13 protein-coding genes are annotated in these 15,169 nt (G+C 40.1%); 6 read left to right on the top strand and 7 right to left on the bottom strand.

All coding sequences use genetic code 11. The features are described from left to right. Positions 1-95 precede the first annotated feature (95 nt). Complete coding sequence (locus tag H6F45_RS12620; protein ID WP_190347335.1) at positions 96-290, bottom strand: hypothetical protein; 195 nt, start codon at positions 288-290, stop codon at positions 96-98. Between the two features lie 88 nt (positions 291-378). On the opposite strand from H6F45_RS12620, the gene purL reads away from it, so the two are divergent. The 3 genes from purL to H6F45_RS12605 all read left to right on the top strand — a co-directional run bounded on the left by purL (position 379) and on the right by H6F45_RS12605 (position 5,745). Beyond that, positions 379-2,745, top strand: a complete 2,367-nt coding sequence (gene purL / locus H6F45_RS12615; RefSeq protein WP_190347334.1) for a phosphoribosylformylglycinamidine synthase subunit PurL — start codon at positions 379-381, stop codon at positions 2,743-2,745. A gap of 220 nt (positions 2,746-2,965) precedes the next feature. Further along, the gene (gene purF, locus H6F45_RS12610) at positions 2,966-4,453 is read left to right on the top strand and encodes an amidophosphoribosyltransferase (protein ID WP_137667439.1); all 1,488 of its coding nucleotides are present in this window, start codon (positions 2,966-2,968) and stop codon (positions 4,451-4,453) included. A 626-nt stretch (positions 4,454-5,079) separates the two neighbouring features. Beyond that, entirely contained in the window at positions 5,080-5,745 is a 666-nt protein-coding gene (locus H6F45_RS12605; RefSeq protein WP_137666333.1) for a nitroreductase family protein, read from the top strand. A 93-nt stretch (positions 5,746-5,838) separates the two neighbouring features. On the opposite strand, the gene H6F45_RS12600 is transcribed toward H6F45_RS12605, so the two are convergent. The 3 genes from H6F45_RS12600 to H6F45_RS12590 form a co-directional block, all read right to left on the bottom strand. Beyond that, on the bottom strand, positions 5,839-6,120 hold the full coding sequence (locus H6F45_RS12600) for a hypothetical protein (RefSeq protein WP_096567490.1): 282 nt from the start codon (positions 6,118-6,120) through the stop codon (positions 5,839-5,841). Positions 6,121-6,191: 71 nt separating this feature from the next. Next, positions 6,192-7,238, bottom strand: a complete 1,047-nt coding sequence (locus H6F45_RS12595; protein WP_190347333.1) for an ABC transporter permease — start codon at positions 7,236-7,238, stop codon at positions 6,192-6,194. Between the two features lie 84 nt (positions 7,239-7,322). Beyond that, positions 7,323-7,841, bottom strand: a complete 519-nt coding sequence (locus tag H6F45_RS12590) for an adenine phosphoribosyltransferase (RefSeq protein ID WP_096567487.1) — start codon at positions 7,839-7,841, stop codon at positions 7,323-7,325. Positions 7,842-8,254: 413 nt separating this feature from the next. On the opposite strand from H6F45_RS12590, the gene H6F45_RS12585 reads away from it, so the two are divergent. Both H6F45_RS12585 and H6F45_RS12580 read left to right on the top strand, forming a co-directional pair. Further along, positions 8,255-8,881, top strand: coding sequence for a DUF3038 domain-containing protein (locus H6F45_RS12585; RefSeq protein ID WP_096567485.1), 627 nt, complete (start codon positions 8,255-8,257; stop codon positions 8,879-8,881). Positions 8,882-8,887: 6 nt separating this feature from the next. Further along, on the top strand, positions 8,888-10,312 hold the full coding sequence (locus tag H6F45_RS12580; RefSeq protein WP_137666331.1) for a DUF4335 domain-containing protein: 1,425 nt from the start codon (positions 8,888-8,890) through the stop codon (positions 10,310-10,312). A 134-nt stretch (positions 10,313-10,446) separates the two neighbouring features. Here H6F45_RS12580 and H6F45_RS12575 read toward each other — a convergent pair whose 3' ends face one another. Beyond that, a complete protein-coding gene (locus tag H6F45_RS12575; protein WP_190347332.1) occupies positions 10,447-12,717 on the bottom strand; it encodes a transglycosylase domain-containing protein in 2,271 nt (756 codons plus the stop codon). Between the two features lie 441 nt (positions 12,718-13,158). Between H6F45_RS12575 and H6F45_RS12570 the strand changes: the two genes are divergently transcribed. Next, positions 13,159-13,641 (top strand): hypothetical protein, encoded by a 483-nt coding sequence (locus H6F45_RS12570; protein ID WP_190347331.1) that lies wholly within the window; start codon positions 13,159-13,161, stop codon positions 13,639-13,641. Between the two features lie 257 nt (positions 13,642-13,898). On the opposite strand, the gene lspA is transcribed toward H6F45_RS12570, so the two are convergent. Both lspA and H6F45_RS12560 read right to left on the bottom strand, forming a co-directional pair. Further along, entirely contained in the window at positions 13,899-14,375 is a 477-nt protein-coding gene (gene lspA, locus H6F45_RS12565; RefSeq protein ID WP_137666328.1) for a signal peptidase II, read from the bottom strand. A gap of 96 nt (positions 14,376-14,471) precedes the next feature. Then, positions 14,472-15,059: a biotin transporter BioY gene (locus H6F45_RS12560; RefSeq protein ID WP_137666327.1), complete on the bottom strand. Its 588-nt coding sequence runs from the start codon at positions 15,057-15,059 to the stop codon at positions 14,472-14,474. Positions 15,060-15,169: the final 110 nt, after the last annotated feature.

The raw sequence follows: 15,169 nt of genomic DNA, 5'->3' as shown, positions 1-15,169 counted from the left end.
GTTTAATATGATAGGCGATCGCTAATATTAAAAATGGCGATCGCTCTTTTACCATACCCCACACCCAGACTAATTTCTACCGCATATTCATTTCTTCAGAAACAGCAAATTCCTACCGTTTTATTCTTCTGCATCAAATAAGAACGCAATGCACGGAATTTGTGAGTGAAGATGTCATGCTCAATAGCTTTACCAACTAAACTATCAGCAGATATACCTTCAGCTTGAGTGATTTCTAAAAGTGCTGCTTTTAGTTCCGGGTTAATGGTAATGGTTAAAGTATCTTGCATATTGGATCAGCGATCTACATAATTAATTATAAAGAAGTTAGGGTTCTCAGATACAATAATCATCTGTCCTCTTGGTGCATAACAAACCATGACCACCGAAAGTCCCTTTTCTCCCCAGGAAATCGCCTCAGAAGGCATTAAACCACAAGAATATACCGAAATTGTCCGCCGCTTAGGCCGTCACCCTAACAAAGCCGAACTAGGTATGTTTGGGGTAATGTGGTCAGAACATTGTTGTTATAAAAATTCCCGTCCCCTCCTCAAACAGTTTCCCACCACAGGACCCCGCATTCTTGTCGGACCCGGTGAAAATGCCGGTGTGGTAGACTTAGGCGATGGACTGCAACTAGCTTTTAAAATAGAATCCCATAACCATCCTTCCGCAGTTGAACCCTTCCAAGGTGCTGCTACAGGTGTGGGAGGTATATTAAGAGATATTTTTACAATGGGGGCGCGTCCAATTGCGTTATTAAATTCTCTGCGTTTTGGTAGTTTGGATGATCCCAAAACCCAAAGATTATTTAATGGCGTTGTAGCGGGTATTTCCCATTATGGTAACTGTGTAGGTGTTCCCACGGTAGGCGGTGAGGTTTATTTTGATCCAGCTTATTCAGGAAATCCCTTGGTTAACGTCATGGCACTGGGATTAATGGAAACACCAGAAATAGTAAAATCCGGTGCTTCAGGAATTGGCAACCCTGTATTATATGTTGGTTCAACCACCGGTAGAGATGGTATGGGTGGTGCGAGTTTTGCCAGTGCAGAATTAACCGATGAGTCAATGGATAACCGTCCTGCGGTGCAAGTGGGCGATCCATTTTTAGAGAAGTCTTTAATTGAAGCTTGTTTAGAGGCATTTAAAACCGGGGCAGTGGTAGCGGCTCAAGATATGGGTGCTGCGGGTATCACTTGTTCTACTTCGGAAATGGCAGCCAAAGGCAGTGTCGGTATTGAATTTGACCTTGATAAAGTTCCAGCACGTGAGTATGGAATGATACCTTATGAATATCTGCTTTCTGAATCTCAGGAAAGAATGCTATTTGTGTCCGAAAAAGGCCGAGAACAAGAGTTAATTGATATTTTCCACCGTTGGGGACTTCATGCGGTGGTTGCAGGTACGGTAATTGCTGAACCAATTGTCAGAATTTTGTTTAAGGGTGAAGTTGCTGCGGAAATTCCTGCGGATGCTTTGGCTGAAAATACGCCTTTGTATGAAAGAGAACTTTTAGCAGAACCGCCAGAATATGCAAAAACAGCCTGGGATTGGAGTGTTGATAGTTTGCCTAGTTGTGATGTTAGGGGAATTACAGTTAATGGTAAGTTACAAAGTTGGCAGGATGTTTTATTAACTTTGCTGGGTACACCTACCATTGCTTCTAAGAGTTGGGTATATCGCCAATATGATCATCAGGTGCAAAATAATACTGTGTTGTTGCCTGGTGGGGCGGATGCGGCTGTAGTGCGCTTACGTCCTTTAAATTCTTTCCCAGTCACCAGTCACCGAAGCGGAGTTGCTGCTACGGTTGATTGTAACTCTCGCTATGTTTATTTAGATCCTTATGAGGGTGCTAAGTCTGTTGTAGCTGAAGCTGCAAGGAATCTTAGTTGTGTGGGTGCTGAACCTTTAGCGGTGACAGATAATCTTAATTTTGGTAGTCCTGAAAAACCTATCGGTTATTGGCAGTTAGCGTCAGCTTGTAAAGGATTAAGTGAAGGGTGTCAGGAGTTGGGAACGCCTGTTACGGGTGGAAATGTTTCTTTGTATAATGAGACTTTTGACGCTCAGGGAAATCCCCAGCCTATTTATCCTACTCCTGTGGTGGGAATGGTTGGTTTAATTGAGGATTTGGATAAAATTTGTGGACAGGGCTGGAAAAATGTAGGTGATGCAATTTACCTTTTAGGTTTACCTGTGCAATCCAAAATCCAAAATCCAAAATCTAAAATCGAATTGGGAGCTTCTGAATATTTAGCAGCGATTCATAATACGATTGCAGGTAAACCGCCAAGGGTTAATTTTGATTTAGAACGGAAAGTACAAAGCGTGTGTCGTTATGGTATTCATTCTGGGTGGGTGCGTTCAGCACATGATACTGCTGAAGGCGGTCTAACTATAGCTTTGGCGGAATGTTGTTTAAGTGGAAAGTTGGGAGCAGAATTAAATTTAGGTATTTCTGCAAACTCTGCTTTTCGCTTTGATGAAGTGTTGTTTGGTGAAGGTGGTGCGAGAATTTTAGTTTCTGTGAATGTGGAAAATCAGGAAATTTGGGAATCCTATTTACAGGAACATTTAGGAGAAAATTGGCAAAAATTAGGTATTGTTGCTAATTTGGCAACAGGGTTAACAGTGACTACTGCTGATCACCAAGAAGTTATGAAAGTCAGCATTAGCGATATGAGCAACGTTTACGATCAGGCGATCGCCCAACGTCTCGCTCTCTATGCCAATACATAAACCGCATCAATGTCAAGGATCGGGCATGAAAATTTACAATTCATCCCCCATCCTTGACCAATTTACGGTACTGTTTTAATGGATGGTTAAAGATTTATTAAGAGGCAGGAGGCAGGAGTCAGGAGTCAGGAGGAAGAAGGTAAATATTTCTCCCCAGTCACCAGTCACCAGTCACCAGTCACCAGTACCCAGTACCCAGTTACCAGGAGCAAAAACCAGCATGATTCCCCAGCATTCTATCACTTCTGATCCATCTATAAATATTAGTGAAATTAGTGAAAACGCTTGTGATAAACCAGAAGAGGCGTGTGGTGTTTTTGGTATCTATGCACCAGAACAAGATGTAGCAAAAATGGCATACTTTGGATTATATGCCCTGCAACATCGGGGTCAAGAATCTGCTGGTATTGCTACCTTTAATGGACATTATGTACACCAGCATAAAGATATGGGGCTGGTTTCTCAAGTATTTAATGAAACTATTTTAGAAGAATTAGTCGGTAATATTGCAGTTGGCCATAACCGTTATTCTACTACTGGTTCTAGTCGCAAAGTTAACGCTCAACCCGCAGTTATCTCAACTCGTCTAGGTCATTTGGCTTTAGCACATAATGGTAATTTAGTCAATACCATACAATTGCGGGAAGAATTACTTCAGAGTAATGTTCATTTGCTAACAACCACCGATTCAGAAATGATTGCTTATGCGATCGCCGAAGAAGTCAATGCTGGTGCAGACTGGTTAGAAGGTGCGATTCGTGCGCTTCACCGTTGTCAAGGTGCATTTAGTCTGGTAGTTGGTACACCCGATGGTATCATGGCAGCAAGAGATCCTAACGGCATTCGTCCCCTGGTAATTGGTACATTAGACAGTGATCCAGTACGTTACGTTCTCGCTTCCGAAACCTGCGGTTTAGATATTATCGGTGCTGAATATCTGCGCGATGTCGAACCAGGAGAGTTAGTTTGGATCACAGAAAAAGGTTTAACATCACACCGATGGAATCAACAACCCCAGCGCAAGTTGTGTATCTTTGAAATGATCTACTTTGCTCGTCCTGATAGCGTCATGCACCATGAAACATTATATAGCTATCGGATGCGATTAGGACGGAGATTAGCGGAAGAATCACCAATAGAAGCAGATATAGTATTTGGTGTACCTGATTCTGGTATACCTGCGGCCATTGGTTTTTCCCAAGCATCAGGGGTAGCTTATGGTGAAGGTTTGATTAAAAATCGCTACGTCGGTAGAACATTTATTCAACCTACCCAAAGTATGCGGGAAACGGGCATTAAGATGAAATTGAACCCCCTGAAAGATGTATTGTATGGTAAGCGGGTGGTAATAATTGATGATTCCATTGTCCGGGGAACTACTAGCCGCAAACTCGTTAAAGCATTGCGTGAAGCAGGTGCATCAGAAGTACACATGAGAATATCTTCCCCACCTGTCACCCATCCTTGCTTTTATGGGATTGATACAGATACCCAAGATCAACTAATTGCCGCTAAGATGTCAGTAGCAGACATAGCCAAAAAATTAGAAGTTGATACCCTTGCTTATTTGAGTTGGGAAGGAATGTTAGAAGCAACCAGGGAAGATACAAATAGTTTTTGTTCTGCTTGTTTTACAGGTGATTATCCTGTAGCGATTCCTGAACAAGTGAAGCGTTCTAAATTAATGTTAGAAAAAGCTACAGTTTAGATCATTTTATCATCTGGTGGGGTGGGCATCTTGCCTGCCTCAATATTTTATTTTGTCAGAATCAGGATCACCAGGATTATAGGATTAACAAGATTTTAATTTGATAATTTATCATAATATTTAAAAATCATCGAAAAATTACATCTTTTAATAATCATCCACACCCTCATTTAGATAACATCGAAAAATCCTCACATCCCAAAAATAGAACTTTCAATAATATCCTGTAAATCCTTAAATCCTGTAAATCCTGATTCTGACAATTTAATATTTTACCTCTTTCCCATATCCCCAAAAATCAACATCTAAAAATCCTCATCCCCGCAAAATTTTTTCACCCAAAACACTTGACAAAATCCTTAGACTTGACACATACTAATATGATGGAAATCTGTGTCGCACATAATATAACGTCTTTTTAACAACTCAATCCTAAAAATCTTTAAATCCTGGTTATCCTGATTCTGACAAATAAGATTTTATCTCACGCAAAGACGCAAAGTCTTTCTTCTTACTGTCACCTGTAACCTGTAACCTACTATTGGAACTCCGTACAAAAAAACGTTACCCTAAACACAGGACATAATTCCAAAATCAAAAATCCAAAATCTAAAATCTAAAATCAAATGACTTCTACCACTCAAATCCAAGCATTAGATGTACCTACAGCTATATTACAACGTCGTTCTATCAAAACCTTTAAACCAGATCCCATTTCCCCAGAAATGCTTAAACAACTGGTAGAATTAACCGTAGCAGCACCCAGTAGTTTTAACACCCAATCTTGGAGAATAGTTTTAGTTCAAGATGAAAATCAAAAAGTTGCATTATGTGAAGCATCTTGGAATCAAAAACAAATTATTCAAGCACCTGTAACCTTTGTATTTGCTGCTGATGCAACTGCTGGAGAACAAGATTTAACACCCATTTTAGAACAAGGATTAAACACCGGCGCTTGGAATGAGGGAACAGTTAATTATTTTAGAAATGCTATTCCCCAATTTCAAGAAGCTTTAGGAGATAAGCGTCGGGAATATGCTATTAAAGATGCCATGATAGCTGCTACAAATTTAGTATTAGCAGCAGAAAGTTTGGGTTTATCTACCTGTTTTATGAATGGTTGGATTGAAGATAAAGTAAAAGCAGTGATTGGTGCAGAAAATAACCCAGATATTTGTATTGCAGTGGTTGTACCTGTAGGATATGCAGCCGAACCCCGTTTAAATCCTGGTCGTTTACCGTTATCTGCTAATGTATTTGTGGATAAAATAGACAACCCATATCAAGATTAATGAACAATATCTAAGTAACAGTATCCCCGACTTCTTGATTTCATTTTGTAAATCAATTCAATTATTTTTTCAACAGAAGTCGGGGATCTGAATTTATCCATGTTGTAAAAAATCAATCTTAGGCAATAAAGGATCATTAACTATTCCCAAACCTGCAAATCCCCAACGTTTTAATAAACTTCCCACCTGTGTACCTGGAATAGATTCTACAGCTAAACGACTCGCTAAATCAGCAGCATGAGCATTTAAATAACTGAGTGCTTCAAAATCTTCTTTAAACAATAATAAATATCCTGATTTATCCTCATCAATTTTTGCAGTGAGATATTTACCATCTGTCTTTGACCGAATAATATAATAAACTTCAGAAAGCATAATTTTTAATTCGTAATTCGTAATTATTCCCTATTCCCCATTCCCTATTTTCTAATTCAAATCTTCATTTTCTAATTCAAATCTTCTAATTTAATTCTTGGATCAGCAGCTTTTAACATTAAATCAGCAATTAAATTTCCTAGAATTAATAAAACCGCACTCATCACTAAACTAGCCATGACTAAATATTCATCTTTTGCCAAAACAGCTTGTAAAGTTAATTTACCCAAACCAGGCCAGTTAAAGAAGTTTTCTGTAATAAATGCACCACTTAATAAACTTGCTAATTCAAATCCTAACAAAGTAATTAAAGGGTTAATAGCATTCCGCAAAGCATGAACATAAATAACACGGTTTTCTGGTAATCCTTTAGCACGAGCAGTTTGAATATAATCTTGCCGCAAAACATCCAATAATTGACCACGCATGATTCTTTGTAAACCAGCAAAACTGGTAATACTTAACGCAATTAAAGGTAAAATGCTATGCCAACCGATATCTAAGATTTTTCCGAACCATGTCAGTTCACCATGATCAATGCTAGTCATGTTACCCACAGGAAATAAGGGGGTAGTGACTTGGGCTAAGAATAAGAGAAATAAGGCAGTGATAAAACTAGGAAAACCTTGTCCAGCGTAACTTAAAACCTGTAAAATCTTGTCCGTCGGGCGATTTTGTTTAACCGCAGCGAGAATACCCAGAGGAATAGCGATCGCCCAAGTTGTAAATAAAGAAGCGATCGCTAACAACAAAGTCGCTGGTACTCTTTCCCACAACAAAGACGACACAGAACGCTGATAAACAACACTTGTCCCAAAATCACCCCTAGTCATAATTTGCTTCAACCACAACCAAAATTGCTCAGGCCAAGACTTATCCAAACCAAACTGTTGTGTAATTTCTTTAATCCGTTCTGGTGAAATCTTAGAATTGTGTATCAATGTAAGTAAAAAAGTACCTGGTGACAATTTCATCACAAAAAACGACAACGCAGAAGCTAGAAAAATAGTTAACAAAGCCTGTAGCAGCCGTTTTATCACATAAATAAAAGTTTCATCTGTGACTAGCTTAATCAGCCAATCTCGACCAGTCTCTAAAGCAATTTTTGTATTAGTCATTAGTTGTTAGTTGTTAGTCATTAGTCATTAGTCATTAGTCATTAGTCATAAGTTAATTCTACCCAATCACCAGTCACCAATCACCTAATATTCAACCAAAGAAATAATTGGTACATCTGGTAAATACTTGCGTCCTTGCAAATCCCGTAGCTCGATGATAAACCCAAAACCCACAAGTTCACAGCCAATCTTCTGTACCAAAGTAGCTGTTGCACTTGCAGTTCCACCCGTAGCAATTAAATCATCTACAATCAAAACCCTGCTACCTGGATGTAAAGCATCCTGATGTACCTCCAAGCAATCTGTACCATACTCTAGTTGATAATCAATTCTGTGAACTGCTGCGGGTAACTTGCCTTTTTTGCGAACCGGAATAAAACCAGATCCCAATTTATAAGCCAGAGGTGCGCCAAAAATGAAACCCCGTGATTCCATACCCACAATGCAATCAACTGAGATTTCCAGTTCAATACATTTTTGTGCTAAAAAGTCAATAGTGTATCGCAAACCCTCTGGATTACGCAGTAGAGTTGTAATATCTCGAAATACAATTCCAGGCTTAGGAAAATCTGGTATGTCACGAATCAGAGATTTTAAATCCATCGTATTCAGTAGTAACAGGGAATAGAAAATAGGGAATAGGGAAGCAGGGGGAAATTATTTGTATTTTCCCAGTCACCAGTCACCAATCCCCTGAAAAATCGTACACTATAATTTCATCTTTTGGAGATTATTGCTGTAAGTTTCGTCAATCATTGACAATAACTAAGAATTTAACCCAAGCTAGAGATGTATTTGTACCGTTAAACTAGATAGGTTAGTAAACTGATGCTTTAAAAGTTTCATTAGAATATACGGGAATCTTGGTATAACAAAAGTAAGTATTGTATATATTGAGATGCTTATCCATAACCACAAAACCTGATTTCTGGTTTAGCTATCTATCTTAAATAGTGTTTAATGTTGTTTTATTCATCTCACTCAGTCTGTTGGCATAACACAAGGTATTTTAGAGCATGAATGTCTCCGCAAGCGTAAAGTCATTGAATGATCCAACTCCTGAGTCCATGCCGATGATACTGGACACATTACCAGATCCAGCCATAGGACCCAAGGGCTGTCCCCGCAGAACCACATTACAAATAGACTTGATGTTACTGGCAATTGAAGCTTTAGAATTGGGTGGTTCTGAAGCCATCCTCGCTTTTGCCCAAGAACTAGACCTAACAGGAATTGTCAAAAACCGAGTAAATCTATGGAGAATGCGTGCTTCTAACCCTTTAAGAAGAGCGCATAACCGCCGTCCCCTCACCATCATGGAAGCAAAAGCTTTAGTAGTAATTGCTTGCTACATAGCGCGGCGGTTAACAGTAGTTATCCGACAGATGCTAATGATATATCAGCAATTATCAGAAAAGCAGATTCCACTAGAGCAAAATTTACGACTAGCTAATTACCTAGAACGGTTTAGAGCGCATTTTAAAAGTCGGATGAATGCCAGACGTTCTGTTTTACTAACATTAAACTCAGACGAGAAATTAGATGAACTGGCTATAGACTTATTAGAAAAATTACTATTCTGCACAGGTACAGCTGGAATGCAGCGTTTCTGGATTTCTCTTTTTGACGGTGAAGTAGAGTAAAGTAGAATGAATATTCAACGTAAATACAGTTTACCTAATTGCACGCTACTCTTAGAAGGGTTAAGTGATGTCGCCCCTACCACCCAATTTCAAGAACTGCGTCCAGAATTATCTATATTGGTGAATGCAGAATGCTATTTATCTAGTTATAGTCAGCCTATAACCGGAGGGCGAGAATTTTTTGAAAGCTTAGTCAGAGCGGTAAGCGCCTATGCTCAAGAATTTTTAAGTAATGTCCCCAACCCTCAAGCACACAACGGTGACTCAGAGTTAGTCGAGTTACAAAAAATTGATAGCAACAGACACAAGTTAATTGTACATTCAGAAATTACAGGTGATGGTTTGCAATCTCAATCAAACGCAGTTCAACAATCACCTATTCAAATTGATTTGAATACTGTACAGTTGTTTGATTTAGTCGAAGCTGTAGATCAGTTTTTTGCTGATACTCAAACCTTACCAGAGTTAACTTTGGAACTACAACCAGTCACCAGACGTTATAATGGTGCTAGTCAAACTATAATCAAACAAGCAGTACCAGCTACTGTAGGAGTATCCAGTTTAGCAGTAGCAGCGGTAGCCTTTAGCTTAATTCCTCCTCCCCAGGTACGTCCACCAGAACCGAAGCAAGAAGAACAAACCAGCACAGCAATACCCACAGCATCACCTACGCCTACCAGTGAAGCATCACCTACACCTACCAGTGAAGCATCACCTACAGCCTCAGCCACACCTATTATCAAAGATTTAGAAGCACTTCTAAATACAGTTCCAGAAATTACTGACCCCTCCCAGCTACGGGCATTGAATCGCCAAGTGTATAACCAAATTCATCCTGTCTGGGAGAATCGTTCGGAAATTACAGAAGATTTAGTCTATCGCTTGGGTGTAGCTGGTGATGGAAGTATTGTTGGTTATAAAGCTGTTAACAAAAATGCCAATGATGCAATAGAAAAAACTCCACTGCCAAAATTACTCTACAATCCTGCTAACCGCACTGTCACCAACGAACCCATTGCTCAATTTCGAGTAGTTTTTACCAGACAAGGTGTGTTAGAAATTAGTCCTTGGTTGGGATATACCAGAACACCAGATGTCATCGGTGAAAAAATCACTGATTCTAGTACACTCAAAGACTTAAATCAAAAGCTTTATAATACAATTCGCCAAAACTGGAGTGTTACACCTACCTTTAACAGAGAACTTAGATATCGGGTAGCCGTTAACAAAATTGGTGTCATCGCTGACTATGAACCACTTAATCAAGTCGCCTTTGACTATTTTCGAGAAACACCCTTACCACAAATGTTTCAATCTGTCTACGGTTCAAATCAAGCTGCTCCCAACAATAAAGAACCTCTTGCCCATTTCCAGGTAGTCTTCAAATCTAACGGCACTCTTGAAGTCACTCCCTGGCAGGGATACAGGTGACTGGGGACTGGGGACTGGGGAAGAAAGCAGGAGGAGAATATTAACTTTTGTCTATTGCCTATTGCCTTCTTTCTGTTCCCTGTTCCCTGTTCCCTTTTTTACCAATTACCAATTACCAATTACCAATTACCCATTTATTTGGCGATTTTCCGCATATAATTCCCCCATAACTGGGCAGCTTGACCACTGCTACCAGATGTAGGGGAATTGTTGTCATTTCCTAGCCAAATGCCAGTTACAAGTTGCCGACTGGGAATAAAACCAATAAACCATAAGTCAACGTTTTTATCTGTTGTTCCGGTTTTACCCGCTTCTTCTCCCAGTCCAATAGATGCACCACGACCAGTACCACTGGAAACTACCCTCTGCATCATATCGGTCATTGTATTGGCGATACTTGTTTTTAGCACTCGCTTATTACTCTCTCGATCCTGGTCGTAGGAATAGATAACACGGCAGGTCTTTAAATCATTGCGATCTTCACAATCGCTGCTGTCTAAAATTCTGCTAATAGCATGGGGGCGATTCCATACACCACGATTGCTAATAGCGCCAAAAGCGCCGGTCATCTCCAAAACGTTAACTACACTTTGACCCAGGACTAAACCAGGAACAGCTTCCAGTGAGGATTTGACTCCTAAACGCTGCGCCATTTCTACAACTTTATTTAATCCTACTTCTCTGGCAATTCTTAAAGCAATGGGATTTTCTGAGAGTGCCAAACTTGTGGCTACATCTAAACTACCACCACCAGAGCGGCAGGGTCTGTAAGTAAAGCCTTGCCAGGGCAAAGCAGCGCAAGAATAAGTTCTAGATGTTGGTATTCCCTGCTCTAAAGCAGCAGCGTAAGCAAAAATTTTGAAGGTAGAACCAGGTTGTCTTTGAGCTTGTACCGCCCGATTAAATTGGCTTTTTTTGTAATCAGTCCCCCCTACCATTGCTAAGATGCTGCCAGTTTTCGCATCTAGGGTAACAAGCGACCCCTGGGAAAATCGCAAGTTGGACCCGGCGTTACTCACTGAATTTCGTAAAACTGATTCTGCTTGGGCTTGCATTGCTGGATCTAACTGGGTTTCGATGATATAGTTACCTTCTCTTGCTGCTCCTTCTCCTAATATTGATTCCAGTTCTTGAAAGACGTAATTATAAAAGTAAGGGGCTATTGTCTGAGCTTGTCTTTCGCAAACTTTAGGACTAACTTGCACTGTAGAACGTCTGGCACGGTTGGCATCTTCGACGCTAATTTTGCCCATGTCCAGCATCCGCCTAATTACACGATTGCGGTAATCTGCTGCGTCCAGTTTTCTTGGACCATCTCCACAAAAATTGAAGGCGTTGGGTGCAGGTAAAATTGCTACTAGGGTCGCTGCTTCTGCTAATGTTAATTCTTTAGCTGATTTTTCAAAGTAATATTTAGCCGCATCTTCAAAGCCCGAAGTATCAGCACCTAAAAATACTCTGTTTAGGTAAGTCAGTAAAATTTCATCTTTGCTGTAAAAGGTTTCTAACTTCAGGGAGACAATAGCTTCACGCACTTTCCGCCCCAAGGAATCTTGTCTACCTACATAATCGCGGAATAAACTGCGGGCAAGTTGTTGAGTAACTGTACTGGCTCCTTGTTGTACGTCACCGCTACGACTATTGATTAATACGGCTCGCAAAATCCCTAAAGGATCAACTCCAAAGTGCCAGTAATAACGACTATCTTCAGAAGCGACTACCGCAGCAGGTAAATAAGGACCAAATTCTGATAACTGTTTTAAGTCTACGTGAGCTATGTTCCGTGGTTCTCGTAGTGGTGTGGATCCATCACGGGCATAAATTACTACCGGGGCGCTGGTGGCTGTAGGTAGGGGTCTAATGGAAAATTTTGTCCATTCTAAGCCAATAGCTAGGGCAAATAAGGCGCTGACACTCCCAAAACCATAAAATGCCCATGTTCCTGCTTTGATATACCAGGGGGGCGGATCGAAGTATTGCAAACGCACTGAAGCTGCAAGTTCTGGTGGTCCCAAGGTGAAAACGTCACCATGACGCAGTTCTAGGGATGTGACTCTGCGCTTGCCAATATAAATGCCATTGGTGGAGTTTTCATCTTTGATGGTGAAAACCGATGTTCTTTGGCTGGAATCACGCGATAGGGACAGGTGAATCTGGCTGACTACTGGGTTACGGACGACGATATCGCAGGATTTGGAACTGCGACCAAGTATATAGCGATCGCCCAATAGGGGATATATTTCCGCTTTGTCCGCTCCCGCATCCTGCACCCAGATTTCCGGTACTTTGGCATTCGGCTTGAGCGCCAGTTTGGAAAAATCTACCCTGGCTTGAATTGTATTTACTGCTTGCGTCAGTTGACCAAGTAAGGTTTGTGGCTTTTGCGGCGGTTGCGGGGAACTCATCGGCTATATCACATCACGGCTGTTGGTGAAGACAGAATCGTACGGATCGCAATTTTAATGCTAGTCTTACACCATTTTACTCACAAGCCAAAAATAAATTGGCTGTACTGAATTTAAAGGTATTCAAGTAAACCTTTTGATGGATTGGCAAGTAAAATTAACTTGTAATTTTTGTCACTGCTTTCTACATCACAAATTAGTTGCTTGGACATAAAATGCTGATTTTATCCAATAAAGCCAGCGTTACAAGTTCAAATACAATCTTTCTCTGTGTATTCCTTAAAACTTCTATTCAATTGACAAAATATTTAAATTTTACTTTTGTCAAAGACCTATAGCATTATTCAAGGAATTTTACATCTTCCTTGAGGCTGATTTTGTCCCATCAAGAGTTTGATTTAATTAGCGCAGTGTTCCGTTGACCTTGAGGTTAATTTCAGAATGAAGGGAAAATCTCTGACCCTGATTGGTACTGCCATGACTTTGGCGCTTACTGGTAACGCTGCTATGGCTCAATCAAGTGAATCTTTGTTGGTAGAATCAAGTGACTCCTCTATGGGTACAGCGGCGGAAATTAAGATGTCACCAGAAGGAATGAAAATTCTCTGTCAACGTTTCCCGCTTAACTCACGTTGTCCAGGTGGGATACCACTTGATAGGAATTTTCTGAGTCCTGTTTCATCACCAGAAACTAATCCACAAACTAATCCACAAACTAATCCACAAACTAATCCACAAACTAATTTTATTGAGAGCAATACTGACGTAGATAATACCACAGTACCAGTTACACCAATTAACCCAAGTCCTGATAATTCCAACCAATTGACTCCTGTTCCAGAAAGCTCTCCTGTAACAGAGTTTTCTAGCCCAGAGCAAGTTCCTGTGAATATTTTACCACAAACTGCCCCTTCTGGTACTTAAATCTGAATCTTTTAACTCAAATTTCTACTCCTTAAAGAACAACTCTCGCTACATTTATTTGTTCGATCAGGGGATTTTTTACAAGTTTGCATCAACAAAAAATAGTCTCTATCACTAAACAGCGGATTTTTCAATGTCAAGAAACCGCTGGTATTGGCGATAGAGATATTTCAATAATTGACAATGGACAATTGACAATTACCTCTGGTTTGTTCGTGAGAGGATGGGGAAAATTGACAATGGACAATTATCAATTGTTATCGTATTCTGTGATGAGAATTTGGTGTTTTCTGGAAAGATGCAATTAAAAGGCAAACAATACCAATACTAATACAAGAATCAGCTAGATTAAAGACTGCAAAGTTGATGAGGCGAAAATCGAGAAAATCAACGACATAGCCTAAAGCAAATCTATCAATACCATTACCCATAGCTCCGCCTAAAATTAAACCATAACCTAACTGTTCCCAAAAACTTAATACTGGTCCCCAGGATGCGATCGCCATCAACACTAAACTCACTCCCAAGGATAACCAGCGCAACCATTCTACTTTACCACTTAAAATACTAAAAGCAGCCCCTGTGTTGGTGAGATATGTAAAGTGAAATATTCCTGGTAGCAGTGGTAATGTTTCTCCTAACTCAAAGGTTTTTACTACCCATAATTTTGTTAATTGGTCTACCACAAAAGCAACGAAAGCAGCAATCCAAAAAAGTCTATTTTTTAAACGCATGGTAAATTTGTCAATTAGTCATGAGTCATGAGTCATGAGTCATTAGTTATTAGTTATTAGTCATTTCACCGTTATTCCCAATGCCCAATGCCCTAATTAATAAAACATGATATGTCGTAATACATAAGCTATGATGGTGACAGCGCAGACTACAGCTAGTTGACCGGGAAGCGAAAACCAGGAATATTTGAGGATTGCTTGCATTAAAGGTAGATGTTCTGCACCTCTCCAGGGAAAAAGATAACTGATCATTAAATAAGCAATACCGCATAAGTGGACTGTTGACAAACCACAAAGGCAACTAAAAGCCAGGGTTTCTAAACGAGGTCTGGCTTTAAAGGCAAAATATCCGCAAATCCAAGCTCCTGGAATAAAACCGAGCAAATAGCCAAACTGAGATAGTTTAACATATCCTATACCACCTCCTTCGGCAAATACAGGCAATAATGTTAATCCCATGACTAGATAAGCAATCTGGGAAAGCGCACCAGCATTTTTACCTCCTAAACAACCTACCAACAGCACTGCACCAACTTGATAGCTGACACCTAAAGAAAAGGTTTTAATTCCTTGCTGACTCCAACTCCAAGGTAAGGTAGTGCCATAGGCTTCTAGGAACGTGCCACCCATTGTCAGGAGTAAGCCAATCATGGACCATAATAATTGATTGGAAGCAGCAAACATTGATCAGGCAATAGGGAATAGCCCAAAGGTAACACTAACAGCAACCACCAGTATATGTAAAAATCGCAAATGTAACCAATCAATTCAGGAGTCAGGAGTCAGGAATCAGA

This window comes from Sphaerospermopsis sp. FACHB-1194, assembly GCF_014696235.1.
GTDB classification, from domain to species: domain Bacteria; phylum Cyanobacteriota; class Cyanobacteriia; order Cyanobacteriales; family Nostocaceae; genus Sphaerospermopsis; species Sphaerospermopsis kisseleviana.
This window is presented reverse-complemented; position numbering and strand designations above follow the sequence as displayed.